The sequence below is a fragment of the Brevibacterium sp. XM4083 genome (assembly GCF_006489205.2).
Taxonomy (GTDB): domain Bacteria; phylum Actinomycetota; class Actinomycetes; order Actinomycetales; family Brevibacteriaceae; genus Brevibacterium.
In genome coordinates, this window is record NZ_VFYR02000006.1 from 223469 (window position 1) to 245059 (window position 21591).

Annotated in this window: 21 protein-coding genes and 1 pseudogene; 9 read left to right on the forward strand and 13 right to left on the reverse strand. The window is 68.1% G+C overall.

Annotated features, from left to right (window positions below):
• The 11 genes from lepB to smc all read right to left on the reverse strand — a co-directional run bounded on the left by lepB (position 1) and on the right by smc (position 12325).
• Positions 1 to 627 (reverse strand): signal peptidase I, encoded by a 627-nt coding sequence (lepB, locus tag FJ887_RS17885; RefSeq protein ID WP_250786296.1) that lies wholly within the window; start codon positions 625 to 627, stop codon positions 1 to 3.
• Between the two features lie 87 nt (positions 628 to 714).
• On the reverse strand, positions 715 to 1056 hold the full coding sequence (gene rplS, locus FJ887_RS17890) for a 50S ribosomal protein L19 (protein WP_009378341.1): 342 nt from the start codon (positions 1054 to 1056) through the stop codon (positions 715 to 717).
• Positions 1057 to 1227: 171 nt separating this feature from the next.
• Positions 1228 to 1998 (reverse strand): tRNA (guanosine(37)-N1)-methyltransferase TrmD, encoded by a 771-nt coding sequence (trmD, locus tag FJ887_RS17895; RefSeq protein WP_140954574.1) that lies wholly within the window; start codon positions 1996 to 1998, stop codon positions 1228 to 1230.
• 8 nt (positions 1999 to 2006) lie between these two features.
• On the reverse strand, positions 2007 to 2507 hold the full coding sequence (rimM, locus tag FJ887_RS17900; protein ID WP_140954575.1) for a ribosome maturation factor RimM: 501 nt from the start codon (positions 2505 to 2507) through the stop codon (positions 2007 to 2009).
• Positions 2508 to 2737: 230 nt separating this feature from the next.
• Positions 2738 to 2968, reverse strand: a complete 231-nt coding sequence (locus tag FJ887_RS17905) for an RNA-binding protein (protein WP_009378338.1) — start codon at positions 2966 to 2968, stop codon at positions 2738 to 2740.
• Position 2969: 1 nt separating this feature from the next.
• Positions 2970 to 3443, reverse strand: coding sequence for a 30S ribosomal protein S16 (gene rpsP / locus FJ887_RS17910; protein WP_009378337.1), 474 nt, complete (start codon positions 3441 to 3443; stop codon positions 2970 to 2972).
• A gap of 155 nt (positions 3444 to 3598) precedes the next feature.
• Complete coding sequence (gene ffh, locus FJ887_RS17915; protein ID WP_009378336.1) at positions 3599 to 5203, reverse strand: signal recognition particle protein; 1605 nt, start codon at positions 5201 to 5203, stop codon at positions 3599 to 3601.
• Between the two features lie 212 nt (positions 5204 to 5415).
• A complete protein-coding gene (locus tag FJ887_RS17920) occupies positions 5416 to 6636 on the reverse strand; it encodes an ammonium transporter (protein ID WP_009378335.1) in 1221 nt (406 codons plus the stop codon).
• A gap of 233 nt (positions 6637 to 6869) precedes the next feature.
• Entirely contained in the window at positions 6870 to 8012 is a 1143-nt protein-coding gene (gene ftsY, locus FJ887_RS17925; protein ID WP_009378332.1) for a signal recognition particle-docking protein FtsY, read from the reverse strand.
• 125 nt (positions 8013 to 8137) lie between these two features.
• Complete coding sequence (locus FJ887_RS17930; protein WP_009378330.1) at positions 8138 to 8539, reverse strand: hypothetical protein; 402 nt, start codon at positions 8537 to 8539, stop codon at positions 8138 to 8140.
• 192 nt (positions 8540 to 8731) lie between these two features.
• Positions 8732 to 12325, reverse strand: a complete 3594-nt coding sequence (smc, locus tag FJ887_RS17935) for a chromosome segregation protein SMC (protein WP_140954577.1) — start codon at positions 12323 to 12325, stop codon at positions 8732 to 8734.
• A 177-nt stretch (positions 12326 to 12502) separates the two neighbouring features.
• Here smc and FJ887_RS17940 point away from each other — a divergent pair, with 177 nt between their 5' ends.
• Positions 12503 to 14437 carry a BCCT family transporter gene (locus FJ887_RS17940; RefSeq protein WP_140954578.1) on the forward strand — a complete coding sequence of 645 codons (1935 nt, stop codon included), beginning with the start codon at positions 12503 to 12505 and terminating at the stop codon, positions 14435 to 14437.
• 34 nt (positions 14438 to 14471) lie between these two features.
• On the opposite strand, the gene FJ887_RS17945 is transcribed toward FJ887_RS17940, so the two are convergent.
• A complete protein-coding gene (locus tag FJ887_RS17945; protein WP_119296444.1) occupies positions 14472 to 14618 on the reverse strand; it encodes a zinc finger domain-containing protein in 147 nt (48 codons plus the stop codon).
• Between the two features lie 600 nt (positions 14619 to 15218).
• On the opposite strand from FJ887_RS17945, the gene trxB reads away from it, so the two are divergent.
• The 8 genes and pseudogenes from trxB (at position 15219) to chrA (ending at position 21199) form a co-directional block, all read left to right on the forward strand.
• Positions 15219 to 16193 carry a thioredoxin-disulfide reductase gene (trxB, locus tag FJ887_RS17950; protein ID WP_119296443.1) on the forward strand — a complete coding sequence of 325 codons (975 nt, stop codon included), beginning with the start codon at positions 15219 to 15221 and terminating at the stop codon, positions 16191 to 16193.
• Entirely contained in the window at positions 16190 to 16516 is a 327-nt protein-coding gene (gene trxA / locus FJ887_RS17955) for a thioredoxin (RefSeq protein WP_063249033.1), read from the forward strand. The genes trxB and trxA overlap by 4 nt, the downstream gene beginning before the upstream one ends.
• Entirely contained in the window at positions 16513 to 17619 is a 1107-nt protein-coding gene (gene arsB, locus FJ887_RS17960) for an ACR3 family arsenite efflux transporter (protein ID WP_137825208.1), read from the forward strand. The genes trxA and arsB overlap by 4 nt, the downstream gene beginning before the upstream one ends.
• A complete protein-coding gene (locus tag FJ887_RS17965; RefSeq protein ID WP_137825209.1) occupies positions 17619 to 18611 on the forward strand; it encodes a metalloregulator ArsR/SmtB family transcription factor in 993 nt (330 codons plus the stop codon). The genes arsB and FJ887_RS17965 overlap by 1 nt, the downstream gene beginning before the upstream one ends.
• 15 nt (positions 18612 to 18626) lie before the next feature.
• Positions 18627 to 19025, forward strand: a pseudogene (locus tag FJ887_RS17970) (arsenate reductase ArsC); the annotation flags it as partial.
• Between the two features lie 42 nt (positions 19026 to 19067).
• Complete coding sequence (locus FJ887_RS17975; RefSeq protein WP_223289987.1) at positions 19068 to 19472, forward strand: arsenate-mycothiol transferase ArsC; 405 nt, start codon at positions 19068 to 19070, stop codon at positions 19470 to 19472.
• 163 nt (positions 19473 to 19635) lie between these two features.
• Positions 19636 to 19986 (forward strand): PadR family transcriptional regulator, encoded by a 351-nt coding sequence (locus FJ887_RS17980; protein WP_009378310.1) that lies wholly within the window; start codon positions 19636 to 19638, stop codon positions 19984 to 19986.
• A complete protein-coding gene (gene chrA / locus FJ887_RS17985) occupies positions 19979 to 21199 on the forward strand; it encodes a chromate efflux transporter (RefSeq protein WP_009378308.1) in 1221 nt (406 codons plus the stop codon). The genes FJ887_RS17980 and chrA overlap by 8 nt, the downstream gene beginning before the upstream one ends.
• A 95-nt stretch (positions 21200 to 21294) precedes the next feature.
• Here the strand turns inward: chrA and FJ887_RS17990 are convergent.
• On the reverse strand, positions 21295 to 21591 hold a 297-nt coding region (locus FJ887_RS17990), incomplete at its 5' end, for a zinc finger domain-containing protein (RefSeq protein WP_284711350.1).

Consider the following 21591-nt stretch of genomic DNA (forward strand, 5'->3'; position numbering starts at 1 on the left):
TCAGTCGATGCTGGAGCCGTGACCGATGACCGGGCCGATGACGCGGTCGACGGGGATGAAGCCGCCGCCGGGGCGCCCGAGCAGCGCCCGGGAATCGGCGGAGTCGTTCCGGTTGTCGCCCATCACCCACATGGTGCCTTGGGGGATCCGGGTGGAGAATTCGGTCGCCGAGGCGGGCAGCGGCGCGTACTCCTCGTTCAGGGGTTCGCCGTTGAGGAGCAGTCGGCCCTGCGCATCGCAGCATTCGACGGTGTCCCCGCCGAGGGCGATGACGCGTTTGACGAAGAAGACGTCGCGGGGACCGACGCCGACCCACGAGCCGATCTTCTGCAGCGGGGTGGGCAGGGCGTCGTCGACGAAGGAGCCGCGTCCGTCGAAGACGACGATGTCGCCACGGTCGATCCGACCGCCCAGCGCATCGGGGCGCCACACGGAGATCGTGTCGCCGGCCATGAGGGTCGGCTGCATCGACTCACTGGGGATGGTGAAGCGCTGGATGACGAAGCCGCGCACCGAGGCGCCGAGGACGACGATGACGACGGCGATGGCGGCGAGGACCTTCCACACCGTGGGCGAGAGGCGGCGGGACGAGGACGCGCCGCCTTCGCGCGCGCCTCCTCGCCCCATCCCGGAAATGCGAAAACGCGACCCGGAGGTCGCGTTCTCGTCATGCTGCGGCATGTCGTGTCCGTGCGGCGCTGAGCCGGACGGTCATCAGGCCTTTTCGCGGATGCGAGCAGCCTTGCCGCGGAGGTTGCGGAGGTAGTAGAGCTTCGCGCGGCGGACGTCGCCGCGGGAGAGGACCTCGATCTGCTCGACGATCGGCGAGTGCACCGGGAGGGTGCGCTCGACTCCGACGCCGAAGCTGATCTTGCGAACGGTGAACGTCTCGCGAACGCCGTCGCCCTGGCGACGGATGACGACGCCCTTGAAGACCTGGATACGCGAACGGCTGCCCTCGACCACGCGGACGTGGACGTTGAGGGTGTCACCTGGGCGGAAATCGGGGACGTCGGACTTCAGCGAGGCTGCATCGACAACATCGAGCTTCTGCATAGTGCTTCTCCTGTGGCCTCTGCTTCAGGTCGAGGACACGCATATCGGACCGGTCTGACCGGTGATCGGATTCGTCTGCCGGGATCGCTCCCCTGGCCGCCGGAGTCCATCCGGCGGGCGATTCGGGCACCCATCCCCCTGAAGCAGGTGGATGCCAACAAACGCGACGATCTATTCTGTCACGGTTCCGTCCCCGGACTCAAACCGATCGAGGACCTCCCGGTCCCGGGCGTCGAGGTCACCGAGGCCTGTGAGCAGGTCCGGCCTGACCTCGGCGGTGCGTTCGAGACGTCGGTCACGTCGCCACCGGGCGATCGCGGCATGGTTGCCGCTGAGCAGGATCTCCGGGACGTCGTGGCCGCGCCAGGTGGCGGGCTTGGTGAAGATCGGGTATTCGAGGAGGCCGTCCTCGTGGCTCTCTTCGGTCAGGGACTCGGGGTTGCCGATGACGCCGGGGATGAGCCGGCTGACCGCTTCGATCATCACCATCGAGGCGACCTCGCCGCCGTTGAGGACGTAGTCGCCGATGCTCATCGGCCGCACCTCGAAGGACTCCCCCGCCCAGTCGAGGACGCGCTGGTCGATGCCCTCGTAGCGTCCGCACGCGAACGTGAGGTGCTCGGTGTGCGCGAGCTCCTCCGCGATCCGCTGATCGAAGACCTCACCTGCGGGACTCGGGACGATGAGGATCGGCTTCGTCGCCTCCCCCGTCCCTTCGCCGAGGATGTGCTCGAGCGCGAGTGCCCACGGCTCGGCCTTCATCACCATCCCGGCCCCGCCCCCGTAGGGCGAGTCGTCGACGGTGCGGTGGCGGTCGAAGGTGAAGTCGCGGAGGTCGTGGACGGTGAGGTCGAGGAGTCCCTGTTCGATGGCCTTGCCGATGAGGGAGAGCTTGAGCCCCTCGAGGTAGGCGGGGAAGATCGAGACGACGTCGATGCGCATGCCCGGGCTCACTCGGCGTCGAGGAGGCCGGCCGGCGGGGTGAGCGCGATGCGTCCGGCGTCGGTGTCGACCTCGGGGACGATCTCGGTAACGAACGGGATGAGGACCTCGTGGCCGTCGGTGTGCCTGAGGTGGAGGAGGTCCTGGGCGGTGCCGTTGGTGACGTCGACGATCTCGCCGACCTGCTCATCGCCGACGAAGGCCTTGAGTCCGATGAGGTCGTCGAGGAGCCATGCTTCCTCGTCGTCGGCGTCGTCGTCCTGCTCGGCGAGGAGCAACGTGTTGCGGATCTCCTCGGCACGCGTGCGGTCGGGGACCTCGTCGAAGGCGAGGAGCAGGCGGTCGCGGTGCCAGCGGGCGGACGTGAGCGTGAGTTCGCCGATGTCCGGGTCGGTCGCATAGGTCATCCCGGGCACGAGCCGCTCGTCGGGCCGGTCGGTGCGGACCTCGACGGTGAATTCGCCTCTGATGCCGTGCGGTTTGCCCAGCCGGGCGACCACCAAGTCCATGCGTGCTCCTTGTCGTGTGCGAGTGCTCGTTCAGCACTCAGTGTAGTTCTCCGGCCGGGACCCTCTGCGGCTGCACCCGCTCGGTTCCGATCCGCATGGCATGGATCGATCCGTACCATGCGGACTCAGACCGAGCGGTTGCGTCGGCACCGACCCAGGCCCCACCTCGGCGGTGAATGCACGAAGGGGACGTCCGGCACGCGGCCGACGTCCCCTTCGCGGTGGTTGGTCTACGCCTCGATGAGGTCCACCCGCACCGACTCACGGCCGGCGAGGGAGTTGATCACGGTGCGCAGGGCCTTCGCGGTGCGACCCGCGCGGCCGATGACACGTCCGAGGTCGTCGGGGTGAACCCGGACCTCGAGCGTCGTCCCACGCTGGGACGACCGGGACCGAACTGCGACGTCGTCGGGATGATCGACGATGCCGCGGACCAGGTGTTCGAGCGAATCAGCCAACATGTCAGGCGTTGTCCTCAGCGGCTTCGGCCTGAGCGGCGTCCTCGGCCTCGACGGCCTTGGCGACGTCGTCGGCGGCGGTGTCCTCAGCCTCGACCTCAGCGGCGTCGGCCTTGCCGGAGCCCTTCTGGGTGATGGCTTCCTTGATCACCGAGTCGGCGTTGGGAGCGACGTAGGCTTCCTTCTCCGGCTGCGGCTTGACGGTGTTGACGGCTTCGCCCTCACCGGTGAACTTCTGCCAGTCGCCGGTCAGCTTGAGGAGGTTGCGGACCTGGTCGGTCGGCTGGGCGCCGACGGAGAGCCAGTACTGCGCGCGCTCCGAGTCGATCTTGATGACCGAGGGGTCGCTCAGCGGCTGGTAGATGCCGATCTCCTCGATCGCGCGACCGTCGCGACGGGTGCGCGAGTCGGCGACGACGACACGGTAGAAGGGTGCATGGACCTTGCCGATGCGGGTCAGACGAATCTTGACTGCCACTGTAGTGGTGTCTCCTTTTGTGTTCTGTTTGCACAGAGGCACCGCACAGTCGTGGGGTTGACGTGGCGGAGTCTGCGACCTGGACTATCGACTCGAGGCAGAAGAGAGGGCCCGCGCCGAGGCGAAAGTACAAGAGATCATTGTGCCAGAAAGGGCTACTTCTTTCCACCTGGGAACATGCCGCCGAATCCCTTCGGCAGCTTCGCGAGATCGAAGTCCTCATCCCCGCCGAGGTCGACGCCGCCGAACGCGGAACCGACCGGGTCCTTCGTCTTCCCCGCCTTCCGGTCCTGGGCGGCCTGGGCCTGCTCGGCGCGCTTGGCCGGGTTGCCCGACTGGCCGGCCTTGCGGCCCTTCTTCTTCCCCGCGGCCTTCTTCTTCCGGTTGGGGCCTCCCCCACCGGGCAGTCCGCCCATTCCGGGCATGCCGCCCATCCCGGGCATCCCCGGCATACCGCCGCCGCGGCCCATGCCGCGCATGAGCTTCTGCGCCTGCGTGAAGCGCTCCATGAGCTGGTTGACCGCGGTCACCGTGGTGCCGGCGCCCTTGGCGATGCGGGCGCGACGTGATCCGTTGAGGACCTTCGGGTTGCTGCGCTCGTACGGTGTCATCGATCTCACGATCGCCTCGACCCGGTCGACCTCGCGCTCGTCGAAGTTCTCGATCTGGTCCTTGTACTGGCTCATGCCCGGCATCATGCCGAGCATCTTCTTCATCGAGCCCATCTTCCGCAGACCGGCCATCTGGGTGAGGAAGTCGTTGAGGTCGAAGTCCTCGCCGGACTCGAACTTCTTCTGGAGCTTCGCGGTCTCCTTCTCGTCGAAGTTCTTCTCGGCCTGCTCGATGAGGGTGAGGATGTCGCCCATGTCGAGGATGCGGTCGGCCATCCGGTCGGGGTGGAACGGCTCGAAGTCGGTCATCGACTCACCGGTCGAGGCGAACATGATCGGCTTGCCGGTCACCTCGGCGACCGAGAGCGCGGCACCACCGCGGGAGTCGCCGTCGAGCTTCGAGAGCACGACACCGGTGAAGTCGACGCCCTGAAGGAACGCCTCGGCGGTCGTCACGGCGTCCTGACCGATCATCGCGTCGATGACGAAGAGGACCTCGTCGGGGTTGACCGCCGCGCGGATGTCCGCGGCCTGCTGCATGAGCTCCTCGTCGATGCCGAGGCGGCCTGCGGTGTCGACGATGACGACATCGTGGAGCTTCGACTTTGCGACGTCGATGGCGTCGGTGGCGACCTTGACCGGGTCGCCGACGCCGTTGCCCGGTTCGGGCGCGTAGACGACGGCACCGGCACGCTCACCGACGATCTGGAGCTGGCCCACCGCATTGGGCCGCTGGAGGTCGGCGGCGACGAGCATCGGGCGGTGGCCCTCGGACTTGAGCCAGTGAGCGAGCTTGCCCGCGAGCGTCGTCTTGCCGGCACCCTGGAGGCCGGCGAGCATGATCACCGTCGGCGGGCGCTTGGCGAAGGTCAGCCGCCGCGTCTGTCCGCCGAGGATGCCGACGAGTTCCTCATTGACGATCTTGACGACCTGCTGACCCGGGTTGAGGGCACCCGAGACCTCTTCCGACAGCGCCCGTTCGCGGATCCGCCCCGTGAACGCGCGGACGACGGGCAGCGCCACGTCGGCGTCGAGGAGCGCGCGGCGGATCTCGCGGATAGTGGCATCGACATCGGCTTCCGAGAGCCTGCCCTTGCCGCGGAGATTCTTGAACGTCGCGGTGAGCCTGTCGGAGAGGGAGTTGAACACGTGCAAGCCTTCTTCGTATGCAATGGTCGACTCTCTAGACTAACAACTCCGCCTGGGAGGCTCCGAATCCCGCGGCCCCCTTCCCCGACGCCAGAGCACCCCACCCGAGTCGTCTGCTGGGACCTCGGGTGGGGTGGTCTGTGAGCACTCCGGCGTACTCCCCCGTCGAGGCGGCCGGCGAGACCGACCGGCCCCCTGACGGGAGTCTCGGGTCAGCGGAAGGAGTAGGCCCGCTCCGCGTGTTCGATGGTGTCGATGCCGTCGAGTTCGTCGCGCGGATCGATCCGCAGTCCCATGGTCTTCCGCAGCACGAGCGAGATGACGAGGGTGACGGCTCCGGCGTAGACGAGGGCGACGAGGCAGGCGACGATCTGGGCGACGAGGAGTCCGAAGCCCCCGCCGTAGAAGAGTCCGGCCGCGGTCTCCTCGGTGGGGATCGCGAAGAACCCGATCATCACCGTGCCGATGATGCCGGCGACGAGGTGGACGGCGACGACGTCGAGCGCGTCGTCGTAGCGCAGGCGGTTCTTCGCGACGACCGCAAAGTAGGCTCCGGCGCCGGCGGCGACGCCGATGAGGATCGCGGCGTAGGGTTCGACGTCGGCGCAGGCCGGGGTGATCGCGACGAGACCGGCGATGAGGCCCGAGACGCTGCCGATGCTGCTCGGACGCGAGGCGCGCAGACGTTCGATGGTGATCCACGTGATCATGCCGGCGGCAGGAGCGACGAGGGTGTTGACCCAGATGAGCCCGGCCTGCTCGATCGTCGAGGCGGCGCCGCCGTTGAACCCGAACCAGCCGAACCACAGCAGTGCTGCGCCGAGGACGGTGATGGGGATGTTGTGCGGCTTGTGCGGCGTCGAGTAGCGGACCCGGCGGCCCATGACGACGACGAGGACGAGGGCGGAGATGCCGGCGTTGATGTGGACGACGGTGCCTCCGGCGAAGTCGATCGCGGCACCGAAGACGCTGCCGATCGCGCCGTCGGCGGTGAGTATCCCATCACCCCAGACCATGAAGGCGAGCGGGCAGTAGACGAAGGTGACCCAGAGGGCGGCGAAGACGAGCCAGGTGGAGAACTTCGCCCGGTCGGCCACGGCTCCGGCGATGAGGGCGATCGCGATCATTGCGAAGGTCGCACCGAAGCCGATCGAGATGAGCGTCTCAGGTTCACCCGCCACCGCGCCGGAGAGGCCGATCTGGCTGAGCGGGTTGCCGACGATGCCGCCGATCGACTCGCCCGAGCTCAGCCCGTACCCGTAGAGCACCCAGACCAGCGCCCCGACGGCCATCGCCGAGAAGACCATCATCATCATGTTGATGCTCGAGCTGATCCGAGTCATCCCTCCGTAGAAGAAGGCCACACCGGGGGTCATCAGCAGCACGAGCCCTGCGGCGACCATCATCCACACATTCACTGCATCGAGTTCCATGTCGTCGTCTCTCATTCGTCTCAGTCGGCTCCGGTTCGAACCGAACGAGACCAGTCTCGACTGGCGACGTCACAGGAATGATTCGCTTATGTTTCGAGTATGTGACACGGACCTCAGGAGAGGTGGAATCCCAGGTCAGATGTGGTGAATGCAGTCGCGAACTCGTTCTGAAAGCCGTCTCAGCGGCTGGACAGAGGCAGAGTCGCCGCCTCAGTCGAGGGTGCCCGCGGCCCTCAGTCGAGGAGGGCGTCGACGAAGCCCTCGGCCGTGAACGGGGCGAGGTCGTCGGCTCCCTCGCCGAGGCCGATGAGCTTGACCGGGACTCCGAGCTCCCGCTGGACTGCGATGACGATGCCGCCCTTCGCGGTGCCGTCGAGCTTCGTGAGCACGATGCCGGTGATGTCGACCGCCTCGGCGAAGACCTTCGCCTGCTGCATCCCGTTCTGACCGGTCGTCGCATCGAGGACGAGGAGGACCTCGTCGATGTCGTGGCCCTCCCCGAGGGGACGGGTGGCCACGCGCTTGACCTTGCGCAGCTCGTCCATGAGCCCGACCTTGTTCTGCAGACGCCCGGCGGTGTCGATGAGGACGACGTCGGCGTCCTCGGCCTTGCCCTGCTCGACGGCGGCGTAGGCGACCGAGGCGGGGTCGGCACCCTCCTCGCCGCGGACGGTCTCGACGCCGACACGCGAGCCCCACGTCGTCAGCTGCTCGGCGGCGGCCGCACGGAACGTGTCGGCGGCACCGAGGAGGACGGACTTGTCCTCGGCGACGAGGACGCGGGCGATCTTGCCCACGGTCGTCGTCTTCCCGGCGCCGTTGACGCCGACGACGAGCATGACGGCCGGGTCGCCGGCGGTGTGCGCAGTCGCGAGCTCGCGGTCCATCGTCGGGTCGACGAGCTTGACGAGCTCCTCGCGCAGCAGTCCCCTGACCTCCTCGGGGTCGCGGGTGCCGAGCACCTTGACCCGCTCGCGCAGGGTGTCGACGAGTTCGGCGGTCGGTTCGACGCCGACGTCGGCGAGGATGAGGGTGTCCTCGATCTCCTCCCACGTCGCCTCGTCGAGGGTGTCGCGGGAGAGGAGGTTGAGCAGACCACGGCCGAGGCCGGAGTTCGACTTCGCGAGCCTCTCGCGCAGCCGGACGAGGCGGCTCGCCGGTTCGGTGGGAACCTCGGAGCCGGCGGCTTTCTCCCTCTCCTTCGTGACGGTCTCGGAGATCTCATCGATCGAGAGCTCGCCGGTGAAGTCGGCGTCGATCGACCGGTCCTCGCCGAGCCCCTTGCGTCGGGCGTTGATGCGCAGGCTGATGCCCAGCGCCACGACGAGGATGAAGACGATGGCTGCGACGATGAGCAGGATGATCGGCTGGTCCATTGCGGGACGTCCTCCTTGGTCTGCTGTCTTGTGCACCGTAACGCGTTACGGTCTGGGCCCCGTGACTGTGCCACGGGCTGGACCGCGCGAGGGCAGGACAGTGCCCACGGCGGTGAGGTGTGGTCTCAGGTGCCGCGGGAGCTGAAGAGCAGACCGGCGGTGGTGCGCCAGCCGGTGCCCGATTCGGGGATCTTCCAGTGGCGGGTGCGCGGCCTGACCGTGAGCAGCGACGGGGCCGCATGGCGGCGCGGCTGGGGCCGGAGCACATAGGAGTGGTCGCGGATCGCGGTGACGGCCGCCTGCTCGCGCGTGGCGAGGTGGGAGGTGCCGTCGTCGTGACCGAAGAACTCGTGGACTTCGTCGTCGTAGCCGGTCCACTGGCCCGGCAGACGGAACCGCTGCACGTCAGAGGAGTACTTCAGGCGGCCTTCCGCCCGCAGCCCGGGGAGGGCGACGAGGAGGACGACGACGAGGGCGAGGGCGAAGGAGATGGCGAGGCCGACGATGACGACGAGAACTGCATTCATGCCGGGCAGTCACCCCGTGGTTCAGCCGACTCGGCCATGGACGTCCCGCTCCTCATGTTCTCCGACAGTGCTCCTTCGTCCGACAAGTCTATAGTCCCTGCACAGGGCATGAGCGATCCGGGGTCGTGTGGCTGCTGGAGAATTCCCTGGGACTCCCCTGAGCATCTCCGGTTCGGAGCCTCCGACGAGGCGTCAGTGACCTGCTGGCGCGGACTGCTCGGACTGGGAGGGGATCCGCTGGGAGATCACCTTCGAGACCCCGTCGCCGTGCATCGTCACCCCGTAGAGGGCGTCGGCGATCTCCATCGTCCGCTTCTGGTGGGTGATGACGATGAGCTGGCTCGAGTCCTGCAGCTCCCGGAACACCGTGAGCAGGCGGGAGAGGTTGAGGTCGTCGAGGGCGGCCTCGACCTCGTCCATGACGTAGAACGGACTCGGCCGGGCCTTGAAGATCGCGACGAGCATGGCCACGGCCACGAGCGAGCGCTCCCCGCCGGAGAGCAGCGACAGCCGCTTGACCTTCTTCCCCGCGGGCCGGGCGTGGACGTCGACGCCGGTGGTGAGCATGTCGTCGGGGTCGGTAAGGCTCAATCGTCCCTCACCGCCGGGGAAGAGACGGGAGAAGATGTCCTCGAATTCGCGCGCGGTGTCGGCGTAGGCCTCGGCGAAGACGCGTTCGACGTGACGGTCGACCTCCTCGACGAGCTGCATGAGGTCCTTGCGGGAGGATTCGATGTCGGCGATCTGCTTCTCGAGGAACTGGTGGCGCTCCTTGAGCGCTTCGTACTCCTCGAGCGCGAGCGGGTTGACTGTGCCGATCCGGTTGAGCTGCTTCGTCGCCTCCTTGTGCCGCTTCTCGACCTCGGCGCGGACGTAGGGCCGCTCCTCCTCGCCGTCTTCGAACCCGGGAACGGGGGTGTCGGGGCCGTAGGCCTCGATGAGGCGCTCGATCGAGAGCCCCGTCTCCTGTTCGGCGCGGTGCTCGATCTCCTCGAGCTTGAGCCTGTACCTCTCCTTCGCGAGTTCGGCTTCGGCGGCGGCGTCCTTGAGCCTGCCGAGTTCCTTCCGCGTCGTGCTCAGCTCCTCGCCGAGGCGGCCCTTCTCCTCCCGCAGGCCCGCGCGCTCGGTGACGAGGACCTCGATGGACTCCCCGAGCTCGGCCACCGTGGCGGTCGCCAGCGCCGCCGCCTCCTCGGCGACTTCGGCGATCGCCTGCGCCGAGGCGGCTGCGGTGGTCTTGCGGGCGATCGTCCGCTGGGCCTGTTCGCGGGCCGCCTCCTCGGCGGTGGCCTGGCGCAGCAGGGAGTCGACGCGGTCGCGGAGGAACCGCGCCCGGTCGGTCGCGGACTTGTGCGCGATGCGGGTCTCGATGACGTCCTCAGAGGTCTGGGAGACCTGCCGGCTGAGGTCGTCGCGGCGGGTGGTGTCGACGACCTCGTCGACGTCCTCGGCTCCGGCCAGTGCCGCCTCGGCGGCGTCGGCCTCCTGCCGGGAGGCGGCGAGTCGGCGGTGGAGTTCTGCGTCGTTGTCGGCGGCCCAGGCCAGCCGGGTCTCGTCGGCGCTGATCTCCCCAGCGATGCGGGAGACCTCCTCGGCGGCGGCCATGATCTGCGCGTCCGAGGAGTGGAGGGCCTCGAGCGCTGCGGCGGTGACGGGCTTCGCCTCGGCGAGTTCGGCTTCGGTGGCGGTGATCTCCGCGTCGAGTCCGGCCACGGTCGCCTCGAGGCCGGCGATCGTCTCCTCGGTCTCGGCGAGCGCCGTCTGGGAGGCGAGCCTCGTGCCCGAGGCGGTGCGGGTCCGGCTCACCCTGGTCGAGGTGATGACCTCGCCGTGGACGGTGACTGCGGTGAGCTGCGGGTGCGCGTCGACGACGGCGAGCGCGGCGGCCGCATCCGGAGTGCAGACGACGGAGGAGAGGGCGGACTTGACGAGCCCCTCGAGGTCGGGATCGTCGGCACCGACGACGTCGGCGAGGCGCGTCGCCTCCGGTGCTTGGTCTCCACCCTTGCCGGATCCCCCCGCCGAGGCGGTCGCCTCAGCGAGCCCCGGCGCACCGTCGGGTTCGGGGCGGGGTCCCGTCGGGATCGTCAGGGACACGTTCGTGTCTTCGCCGAGGTGGTCGAGCACCGTGAGCGCGGCCTGCGGGGAGTCGACGATGACGCCGCTGACCGTCGTCGACAGGGCGGCGGCCACGGCCATCTCATAGCCGGTGGTCACGGTCAGCCGCTCGGTCACGGCGGTCCGTACGCCGGGCAGTCCGGAGGAGACGATGTCGTCGAGGTCGGCCTCGAGCGCGGTGCCCAGGGCGAGCGCCTCCGCTCGGGCCCGGGCAGAGGCGAGCTCCGAGCTCGCGTCGGCGCGCCTGGCCTTCTGCTCGGCGAGTGCGTCTTCGAGCGCGGTCTGGGCGGCCTTCGCCGTCTCGTAGGTCTCATCGAGGGTGCTCTCGCCCTCTTCGACGTTCTCGACCGCGTCTTCGGCCACGGTGAGGGCCTCACGGCGGTCGGCGAGGCGGGCTTCGATCGTCGTGATCTCGGTGCGCCCGGCTTCGATCCGGGATTCGAGGTCGGTGATGCGGGCCTGTGCCTGCTCCTGGCGGGAGTGGAGGGTCGAGCGGTTCTTCACCGCCTCGGTGATGGCGATCTGCGCGGACTTCACCTCGGCCTCGGCCTCCCGCAGGGCCGCGGTGAGCTCCTCCTTGCGGGTGTTCGCGGCCTCGAGAGCGGTCGTCGATTCGGTGACGGCCTCCTCGGCGGCGCCGAGTTCGTCCCTGATGCCGTCGGCCTGGCTGCGCAGCTCGGCGGGTGAGCGTCCCTCCCGGCGGCCGAGGCTCGTGACCTCGGAGAGGAGGTGGGCGCGCTTGTCTCCGGCGCGGCTGGCCAGGCCGCTGGCGCGCACGGCCTGGGTCTGGGTGCGGGACTCCGCGGTTCGCATCGCTTCGAGGTCGCCCTCGACGGTGGTCAGGCGGGTCTCGATCTCGTTCAGCCGGGATTCCGTCTGCGTGCGGCGGGCTTCGAGGTCGGCGATCCGCTCGGTGTGGTCGCCACCCCCGTCGGAGGCGGCGAAAAGGGAGGCCTGGAGGCGCACGGCATCGTCGGCCAGCAGCCGGGCGGTGGAATCGCGAAGGGTGGCCTGGACGGTGGCGGCCCGGGCGGCGGCCTGGGCTTGGCGTCCGAGCGGTCCGAGCTGCCGGTTGAGTTCGGTGCGCAGATCGCCGAGGCGGTCGAGGTTCGTCTGCAGGCCGGTGAGCTTGCGGACGGCCTTGTCCTTGCGGCGGCGGTGCTTGAGGACGCCGGCGGCCTCCTCGATGAAGCTGCGGCGCTCGATGGGGTCGGCATGGAGGATCGCGTCGAGGCGGCCCTGGCCGACGATGACGTGCATCTCCTTGCCGAGGCCGGAGTCGTTGAGGAGCTCCTGGATGTCGAGGAGGCGGGCGGGTGCCCCGTTGACGGCGTATTCACTGCCACCGGTGCGGAAGAGGGTGCGGGAGATCGTCACCTCGGTGTAGTCGACGGGGATGGCTCCGTCGGAGTTGTCGATGGTCAGGGTCACCTCGGCGCGGCCGAGGGCCTGGCGCTTCGAGGTGCCGGCGAAGATGACGTCGTCCATCTTCCCGCCGCGCAGGTTCTTCGCGCCTTGTTCGCCCATCACCCAGGACAGCGCGTCGACGACGTTGGACTTGCCTGATCCGTTGGGTCCGACGACGCAGGTGATGCCCGGCTCGAACTTCAGGGTCGTGGCCGAGGCGAAGGATTTGAATCCGCGCAGGGTCAGGCTTTTGAGATGCATCGTGCCCTTAAGCATAGCGGGATTGCGGGCATCGCCCCGCTCACCCTGTTGCCCACGTCACACATTTTGGTAGTCTGCCTCTCACGTCGCCTATCCGGTGCCGCCTGCATAAGCTCCACCGCCGTCGAGACCAAGGAAGGATCGCCGCACAGAGGCGCAGTCGCGGCAACCGAACCCATGAGCGATTCCCCCGACGAGTCCACGACCACCTCAGCGACGAACGGCTTCGACAGGACCCGCGAACTCATCACCCATCTGCAGAACCCGCCGACGAAGAAGCGCTATCTGCGCCGGATCGGACTCGACAAGACCGTCTTCTTCACCGCCGGCTTCATCGCCGTCGCCTTCGTCGTCTGGGGGTTCATCTCTCCTGAGAGCCTCGGCGTCGTCGCCGGTGCCGCGCTGACCGGGGTGATGGACAACTTCGGGTGGCTCTTCGTCATCGCCGCCACCGTGTTCACGATCTTCGTCATCGTCGTCGCCGTCAGCCGCTTCGGCCGGATCCCGCTCGGCAAGGACGGCGAGACCCCGGAGTTCCGGACCTCCTCGTGGATCGCGATGATGTTCGCGACCGGCATGGGCATCGGCCTCGTCTTCTCCGGTGTGGGCGAGCCCCTCTTCTTCTACATGTCTCCCCCACCGGCGACCGTCGACGGATCGACCGCCGAGGCGATGGGCACAGCCATGGGCACGACGCTCTTCCACTGGACCCTCTACCCGTGGGCGATGTACGCGATCGTCGGCCTCGGCGTCGCCTACGGGTCGTTCCGGCTCGGACGCTCGCAGCTCTTCTCCTCGATGTTCACCCCGCTCTTCGGTGAGCACGTCGTCAACGGCATCGGCGGGAAGATCATCAACATCCTCGCGATCCTCGCCACCCTCTTCGGCTCCGCGTGCTCGCTCGGGCTCGGCGCGATCCAGATCGGCGGCGGCATCGAGACGGCCGGCATCCTCCCCCACGTCTCCTCCCCGATCCTCGTCATCATCATCGCGATCCTCACCGCGGCGTTCGTCGCCTCGGCGGTCTCCGGGGTGGAGAAGGGCATCCAGTGGCTGTCGAACATCAATATGGTCCTCGCCGTCATCGTCGCCCTCATCGTCTTCATCGGCGGGCCGACCCAGTTCATCCTCAACGTCGTCCCCTCCGCCGTCGGGTCGTTCATCGAGGATCTGCCGCAGATGGCCTCGCGGACGGCAGCGAACGGAGTCGGCGTCAACGAATGGCTCTCGTCGTGGACGGTCTTCTACTGGGCATGGTGGATCTCGTGGTCGCCCTTCGTCGGCCTCTTCATCGCCCGCATCTCCCGCGGTAGGACCGTGCGCCAGTTCGTCACCGGCGTCCTCATCGTCCCCTCGGTCGTCTCGACGATCTGGTTCGCGATCTTCGGCGGCGGTGCCATCGGCATCCAGGAGCGCGCGGAACGCGGTGAGGGCACGGTCAGGGCGCTCGCGAGCATCGTCGACGGTGAACCGGACATCAAGATGGACACGATCCTCTTCGACCTCCTCGGCGCGCTTCCCCTGCCCAATCTCATCGCGATCATCCTCATGATCGTCACCGTCATCCTCATCGCGATCTTCTTCGTCACCGGTGCCGACTCCGCGTCGATCGTCATGGGCACGCTCTCGGCCAACGGTGCGCTCGAGCCGGGCCGGCGGCTCGTCATCTTCTGGGGTGTCGCGACGGGTGCGGTGGCCGCCGTCATGCTCCTGGCCGGGGGCAGTGACCCCGCCGAGGCGCTCAACGGGCTGAAGAACATTACGATCGTCTCCGCGCTGCCGTTCGTCATCGTCATGCTCCTCCTCTGCGTCGCGCTGTGGAAGGACCTCTGTCAGGATCCGCTGGTCATCCAACGGGAGCTCGCGACCCACCTGCTCGACCAGTCCGTGGCCACCGGCGTCAACGAGTACGACGGTCAGGCCTTCGGTCTGGCGACCTCGGAGCTCAGTCACGTCCCGACCGACGGGGACGGGTCGGACGGCTCAGACGGTTCGGACCGTGTGGGGGCCGGCCGGGCCCGGACCGGGGTCGGGAAGGGCGGGGACGCTTCCCCGCCGATCGGGCACGAGCCCGATGATCCCGACGCCGAGGCGGACGGTCGTCGATCGTGAACCTCCCCCTGCCGTGAGGTGAGCGCACGTCAGCTCACCGGTACCGCGGCACCTTCTGGCAGGTGGGGCAGAAGTGGGTGCCGCGTCCGCCGACGGTGAGCTTGACGATCTCGCCGCCGCAGCGCACGCACTCCTGGCCGCCGCGACCGTAGACGAGCAGCGCCCGATCGAAGTATCCCAACTTCCCACGATAGATACATTGAAAAACTGGGAGTCTCTAATGGGGCGTTTTCGCTGGTCAGAGGCTACTTCACTACGAAGTGACGTACGGACGACGTGCGTTGCCTACACACCAGAGTACGGCCTCAAGACTTCAACATGCCAACGGCGCGGTCGAATGTATAACCGGGCATCCGCGACCGTGCGCACAGGACTCCTCCGCCATCGAGGATGGGCACTGCGTCACCTATGACGCACTCCCGGTCACCCTTGCTTCTTCTTTTGGCGTCCTGTTCGAGCTAGTGGTCCGTGAAGACCTTGGCGATGGACGTCGTCCGCTCCCGCGTCAGAGGCGGCGCGGTCCGGACATTGGCCCACTCCCCTCGCTCCACTGAGTTCAAGGGAAAGGTCCGATCTGTGCGTGGGCTGCGCCATGCGGCCACCTGGTGCAGGAACGCGGTGCGTCATCCGGATTTGAGGGCGTAGGCGCATCCAATGCACGCCGCCATGCGGCCGCTCCAACCCTGGCGGGTGCGTGGTGCGGCGACATCCAAGGTGAACATCGAGTGAACCCTCATGTGCCAGCTTGACCCATTGATTCGACATCCTTCAATATAGAAACATGTCGAATCAAGATACTGAGTTGGTCATCGTCGGATCGGGCCCTGCCGGATACACTGCCGCGGTCTACGCGGCGCGAGCAGGCCTCGGCCCAGTGTTGATCGCCGGTTCGGTCACGGCCGGCGGCGCGCTGATGACGACGACCGAGGTGGAGAACTTCCCCGGCTTCGTGGACGGCGTCCAGGGACCGGAGCTGATGGAGGCGATGCGTGCGCAGGCCGAGCGCTTCGGTGCCGAGATCGTCTATGACGTTGCGATCCGCCTCAGCCTCGACGACGGCGTGAAGATGGTCGAGACCGGGAATGGCGTGACGTATCGAGCCCGCGCGGTGATCCTGACGATGGGCTCGGCCTACCGGAAGCTCGGCCTCCCCGAGGAGGATCGTTTGTCCGGGCACGGCGTTTCCTGGTGCGCCACCTGCGACGGCTTCTTCTTCCGAGATCAGCAGATCGCTGTGGTCGGTGGCGGAGACTCCGCGATGGAGGAGGCCTTGTTCCTCACCCGGTTCGCTTCGAAGGTGACCGTGGTCCACCGGCGTGACGAGTTCCGGGCGTCGAAGATCATGGCCCAGCGCGTCATGGAGCACCCGAAGGTCGAGGTGGCATGGAACAGCGAGGTCGCCGAGATCCTCGGCGACGAGCGAGTGACCGGGTTGCGGCTGCGCGACACCACCAGCGGGGCCGAGCGCGCTCTCGACGTCACCGGGGTATTCGTCGCGATCGGGCACGATCCGCGCTCCGAACTCGTGGCCGGTCAGGTCGGCATCGATTCCGACGGCTATGTACAGGTGGCCCACCCGTCGACGCGGACTAGCCTGCCGGGCGTCTTCGCGGCCGGCGATCTGGTGGATCACACGTACCGGCAGGCGATCACCGCCGCCGGCACCGGCTGCGCCGCCGCGCAGGACGCCCAGCACTACCTGTCGAATCTTGCTCCTGCTACCCACGCGGAGCCCGTCCTGGAGGTCTCCGCATGAGCACCATTGCCCACGTCACCGACTCCACTTTCCAAGCCGAGGTGACTGAGTCGGAACTACCTGTCATCGTCGACATCTGGGCCACCTGGTGCGGGCCGTGCAAGGCGATCGCTCCGATTCTGGACCAGCTCGCCGAGGAGTACGACGGTCGTGCCCGAATCGTCAAGGTGGACGCCGACCAGAACCCGGAGACCGTGACAGCAGCCGGGGTGACATCCATCCCGACCCTCGCCTTCTACAAGGGCGGAGAACGGGTCGATGTGCTGATCGGCGCGCATCCGAAGCCTGCCATCGCCGCGAAGCTCGAGGAGCTGCTCGCATGACCGCCGCATCCACTGCTACTGCCCGCATCGCGCCGAAACGGCTCTCCACGCTCGACAAGTGGCTGCCGCTGTGGATCGGCCTCGCCATGGTCGCGGGACTCCTTCTAGGCCGATTCCTCCCTGCACTGTCAGACCTGCTGAGCCATCTGGAGGTCGGCGGGATCTCGGTCCCGATCGGGCTCGGGCTGCTGGTGATGATGTACCCGGTGCTCGCGAAGGTCCGCTACGACAAGGTCGCCGCCGTCACCGGCGACAAGAAGCTGCTGGCCTCCTCGCTTGTGCTGAACTGGCTGGTCGGCCCCGCCGTGATGTTCGCCCTCGCGTGGATCTTCCTGCCAGACCTGCCCGAGTACCGCACCGGCCTCATCGTCGTGGGCCTCGCGCGCTGCATCGCCATGGTCGTGATCTGGAACGACCTCGCCTGCGGCGACCGCGAGGCGACCGCGGTGCTCGTGGCGATCAACTCGGTGTTCCAGGTCGTGATGTTCTCCGTGCTCGGCTGGTTCTACCTGACGGTGCTGCCCGGCTGGCTGGGCCTGGATGCTCAGGGGCTGGAGGTCTCGGTCTGGCAGATCACGCTGAACGTGCTGGTGTTCCTCGGCGTGCCGCTCGTCGCGGGCTTCGCCTCGCGATGGATCGGCGAGAAGCGGCGCGGACGGGATTGGTACGAGGAGAAGTTCATCCCGAAGGTCGGTCCCTGGGCCCTCTACGGCCTGCTTTTCACCATCGTGCTGCTGTTCGCCCTGCAGGGAGACGCGGTGCTGGGCAAGCCGCTGGACGTCGCACGGATCGCGCTGCCGCTGCTGGTGTACTTCGGCCTGATGTGGTTCGCCGGGCTCCTGCTCGGCAAGGGCATCGGCCTCGGCTACGCGCGGTCGACGACCCTGGCCTTCACCGCGGCGGGCAACAACTTCGAGCTCGCGATCGCCGTCGCGATCGGCACCTTCGGGGCGGCGTCCGGCCAGGCGCTGGCAGGCGTCGTCGGGCCCCTCATCGAGGTCCCTGTCCTGGTGGGGCTCGTCTACGTCTCGCTCTGGGCCGCCCGCGCATGGTTCCGCACAGACCCGTACGCCGCTGAAACCATCACTGAATCGAGGACATGATGAGCGAGGACATCCTGCTGCCCGAGCCGTGCGCGCCGACAGCGTCGCACGCGATCAGCACTGAGGTCGCGGCCACGGTCGCGAGCGCGTTGAAGGCGCTGGGCGACCCCTTCCGGCTGCGGATGCTCTCGGCGATCGCGGCAGACCCGCGCGGAGAGTCCTGCGTGTGCGACCTCGCCGAGCTCGCCGAGGTCTCCCAGCCCACGGTCTCCCACCACCTGAAGGTCCTCAAGAACGTGGGCCTGTTGGACGCCGAACGCCGCGGCACCTGGGTCTGGTACCGCATCAACCCGGCACGCCGTTCGGCGGTGACCGCACTGCTGGACGCCTTCGCGCCGGCGGCCATCGCCGAGGCAGCGCCCGAGGCACTGCCTGACGAGGACCCTGCGGACACGGACGCGCAGATCGCCCATCTCGCCGCGGACCTCGCGGCCGCGACCCCGGCCCTGCCGCCCGAGACCGTAACTGGCATCGTGCGGGAGTCCTACGCCGCACTGGCCCGCAGCGCGAAGATCACCCGCTACATCGTGCCGCTGACCGAACGGTTCGCGAGGCAGCGCCTGGCCGACCTCACCCGCGACCGCGAGAGCGCCGCACCCCAGTTGCTGTTCGTCTGCGTCGCGAACGCCGGCCGCTCCCAGCTCGCCGCCGCCCTGGTCAGCCGGCTCTCCGGCGGACGGGTGATCGCCCGCTCGGCCGGATCTACCCCGGCCGCGGACGTGCACCCGCACGTCAGGTCCCTGCTCGCGGAGATAGAGGGAGACGACGCATCTCAGCGCTTCCCGAAGCCGCTCACCGACGACGCCGTGCGCGCCGCCGACGTGGTCGTGACCATGGGATGCGGCGATGTGTGCCCGGTCATCCCCGGAGTCCGCTACGAGGACTGGGCCGTGGGAGACCCGGCCCTCGCCTCGCCCGAGGGCATCGCGGCCATCCGCGACGACATCGAATCCCGTGTCCGCAAGCTGCTCGACACGCTCCTCACCGACTGAAACCGAAGGAACCTCATGACCGACCAGAAGCCCTCCGTCCTGTTCGTCTGCGTCCACAACGCCGGACGCTCCCAGATGGCCGCCGGCTACCTCCGCGACCTCGCCGGCCACCGCATCGAGGTCCGCTCCGCAGGATCGATGCCCGCCGACCAGATCAACCCGATCGCGGTCGAGGCCATGCGCGAAGAGGGCATCGACATCACCGCCGAGCAGCCCAAGGTCCTCACGACCGAGGCCGTGCAGGACTCCGACGTCGTGATCACCATGGGCTGCGGCGACGCCTGCCCGTTCTTCCCCGGCAAGCGCTACGAGGACTGGAAGCTCGAGGACCCGGCAGGGCAGGGCATCGAGGCGGTCCGGCCCATCCGCGACGAGATCCGCTCGCGCATCGAAGCGCTCATCGAGGAACTGCTCCCCCCGGCCGCCCCGCAGCAGCAGGACGAGCGCCAGCCTTCGGTGCTGTTCGTCTGCAAGAAGAACGGCGGGAAGTCCCAGATGGCCGCCGCGCTCATGCGCAAGCTCGCCGGCGACGCCGTCCAAGTCCACTCCGCGGGCACGGCCCCGGGGTCCGAGCTCAACGCCATGTCCGCCGCGTCCGTCTCCGAGGTCGGGGCGAGCATGGACGGCGAGCACCCGAAGCCGATCGACCCGGGCCTCCTGCTTTCCGTGGACCGCGTCGTCGTCGTCGGCGAGGAAGCCGTGGTCGAGCCCGTGCCGGGAATGGCCGGGGTCCTCGAGACCTGGGTGATCGACGAGCCGTCGACGCGGGGCATCGAGGGCGAGGATCGGATGCGCCTGATCCGTGATGAGATCTTCGGGAAGGTCCGCGAGCTCGCCACGGAGCTCGCATCTGAAGACTGAGCGAACCTCTGCAAGAACGAAAGGCGTTCGCTCGCGCTGCTGGGGATCGAACTTTCTCGCACCGGAGCAGAAGCCCCCGCCGTCTCGTGACACTTCAGCTGTTCGTTGAATCATCGAGACAGGCGACTCCGAGTCCTTGACTCACTATCTGTAGTCGATATCGATGCACGTTGCTGACATGGAGTCCAACGACGACGCTTCGACGGAGTTCGAGCACCACGACCTATTGTCCGGGCTCGTGCGCATGCACGTCCTGCACCACGCAGCGCAGGAGGAGATCTACGGGGCGTGGATGATCGAGGAGCTCGCAGGCCATGGCTACCGGCTTTCGCCCGGGACGCTATACCCGATGCTGCGCCGGATGGTCGCCGACGGATATCTGACCATGCGCTCCGAGCGCGACGGACGCACGGTGCGCAAGTACTACTCCGTCACCGACAAGGGACGCGAAGGGCTCGCCCAAGCGCGGGAGCGCGTCCAGATCTTCACCCGAGAGGAACCCGAACATGACTGATGCCGTGTCCGCACCGACGAGAGCCGTGGGAGGCTCCGCCTGGGAGGTGTTCCGCGTCTTCCTCAGGCTCGGCGTCACCTCCTTCGGCGGACCGATCGCGCACCTGGGCTACTTCCGCACCGAGGCCGTCGAGCGCCGGAAGTGGCTGGACGACAGGGAGTACGCCGACCTCGTCGCGCTCTGCCAGTTCCTGCCGGGCCCCGCGTCGAGCCAGGTCGGGTTCGCGATCGGCATGCACCGCGCCGGGGCCCTCGGCGCGCTGGCGGCGTTCCTCGCCTTTACGTTGCCATCGGCGGCGCTGATGGTCGCGTTCGCCTACGGGGCGTCGCTGTTCACCGGCCCCGTCGCCGAGGGACTGCTCATCGGGCTGAAGATAGTCGCGGTCGCCATCGTCGCCCAGGCGGTCCTGGGGATGGCGAAGAGCCTGGCTCCCGACAGGCAGCGCGCGTCGATCGCAGCCGTCGCCGCGGCCGCGGCCCTGCTGCTGGCCGGATCGTCAGGGCAGGTCATCGCGATCGCGCTCGGCGCGGTCGCCGGGTACTTCTTCTGCCGTGCTGCGAGCATGGCGACCGGCGGGGCGCTGCACTTCCCCGTCCGGCGCGGCGTCGGCGCAGCGAGCCTGGTCCTGTTCGGGATCCTGCTGCTCGGCCTGCCAGTGGCAGTGATCGCGACGGGCTCAGGAGGTCTAGCGCTCTTCGACGCCTTTTACCGCGCGGGCTCCCTGGTCTTCGGCGGCGGGCATGTCGTCCTGCCGCTGCTCCAGTCCGGAGTCGTCGAGACCGGGTGGGTGGGCGACCAGCAGTTCCTGGCCGGCTACGGTGCTGCGCAGGCGGTGCCCGGGCCGCTGTTCACCTTCGCCGCGTTCCTGGGCACGGCATCGACCACTGGGCCCGGCGGAGTCCTCGGAGCGGCGATCGCCCTTGTCGCCGTCTTCCTGCCCGGATTCCTGCTCCTGGTCGGCGTGCTGCCGTTCTGGAACTCGCTGCGCCAGCGCCCCTGGGCCCAGGCCGTGATGCGCGGAGCCAACGCCGCGGTCGTCGGTATCCTCGCCGCAGCCCTGTACTCCCCGGTGTTCTCCACCGCGATCACCGGCCCCGGCCCGTTCGCTCTCGCGCTGGTCTGCTTCGTGCTCCTGATCGCGTGGAAGCTGCCGCCGTGGGTCGTCGTGATCGTCGGCGCTGCTGGAGGAGTGCTGCTCTCGCTCGTGCCCTGAACGGACAGCTTGTGTCGTCCGCGGGAGCCCTGAGCACTTTCTCCACATCTGTCTGCTCAACGTCCGTGACCTGGCCTCCTCAGGCAAACTCCTCATCACGCTAGGGTCGTTGTCGATTTTCGCTGGCAGATCGGACACGAGTGGCTCGAGCGGTTCATGAATTGTTCCCGCACGATCGGCGTCCCGCAGCGCGTGCAAGGCTGGCCGGTACGACCGTAGGCATTCAGGCTGCGGGCAAAATAACCGCTGCTGCCGGCCACGTCGACATAGAGGGAATCGAACGAGGTTCCGCCTTGGTTTAGCGCGGCGGCCATGACGTCGCGCGCAGCATCGATCAGCGTTGAGATCCTTGGCTTGCTCAAGGACGATGCCGCCGTCTCCCCGTGCACCTT

Coding starts and splice junctions, on each gene's coding strand:
- rplS (WP_009378341.1), bottom strand. CDS start 1,056: ATGCAGAAGCTCGATGTTGTCGATGCAGCCTCGCTGAAGTCCGACGTC.
- ftsY (WP_009378332.1), bottom strand. CDS start 8,012: ATGGACCAGCCGATCATCCTGCTCATCGTCGCAGCCATCGTCTTCATC.
- arsB (WP_137825208.1), top strand. CDS start 16,513: ATGACCGCCGCATCCACTGCTACTGCCCGCATCGCGCCGAAACGGCTC.
- FJ887_RS17905 (WP_009378338.1), bottom strand. CDS start 2,968: ATGTTGGCTGATTCGCTCGAACACCTGGTCCGCGGCATCGTCGATCAT.
- FJ887_RS17920 (WP_009378335.1), bottom strand. CDS start 6,636: ATGGAACTCGATGCAGTGAATGTGTGGATGATGGTCGCCGCAGGGCTC.
- trmD (WP_140954574.1), bottom strand. CDS start 1,998: ATGCGCATCGACGTCGTCTCGATCTTCCCCGCCTACCTCGAGGGGCTC.
- trxA (WP_063249033.1), top strand. CDS start 16,190: ATGAGCACCATTGCCCACGTCACCGACTCCACTTTCCAAGCCGAGGTG.
- smc (WP_140954577.1), bottom strand. CDS start 12,325: ATGCATCTCAAAAGCCTGACCCTGCGCGGATTCAAATCCTTCGCCTCG.
- rimM (WP_140954575.1), bottom strand. CDS start 2,507: ATGGACTTGGTGGTCGCCCGGCTGGGCAAACCGCACGGCATCAGAGGC.
- FJ887_RS17980 (WP_009378310.1), top strand. CDS start 19,636: ATGCACGTTGCTGACATGGAGTCCAACGACGACGCTTCGACGGAGTTC.
- FJ887_RS17930 (WP_009378330.1), bottom strand. CDS start 8,539: ATGAATGCAGTTCTCGTCGTCATCGTCGGCCTCGCCATCTCCTTCGCC.
- FJ887_RS17965 (WP_137825209.1), top strand. CDS start 17,619: ATGAGCGAGGACATCCTGCTGCCCGAGCCGTGCGCGCCGACAGCGTCG.
- lepB (WP_250786296.1), bottom strand. CDS start 627: ATGGGGCGAGGAGGCGCGCGCGAAGGCGGCGCGTCCTCGTCCCGCCGC.
- chrA (WP_009378308.1), top strand. CDS start 19,979: ATGACTGATGCCGTGTCCGCACCGACGAGAGCCGTGGGAGGCTCCGCC.
- FJ887_RS17940 (WP_140954578.1), top strand. CDS start 12,503: ATGAGCGATTCCCCCGACGAGTCCACGACCACCTCAGCGACGAACGGC.
- trxB (WP_119296443.1), top strand. CDS start 15,219: ATGTCGAATCAAGATACTGAGTTGGTCATCGTCGGATCGGGCCCTGCC.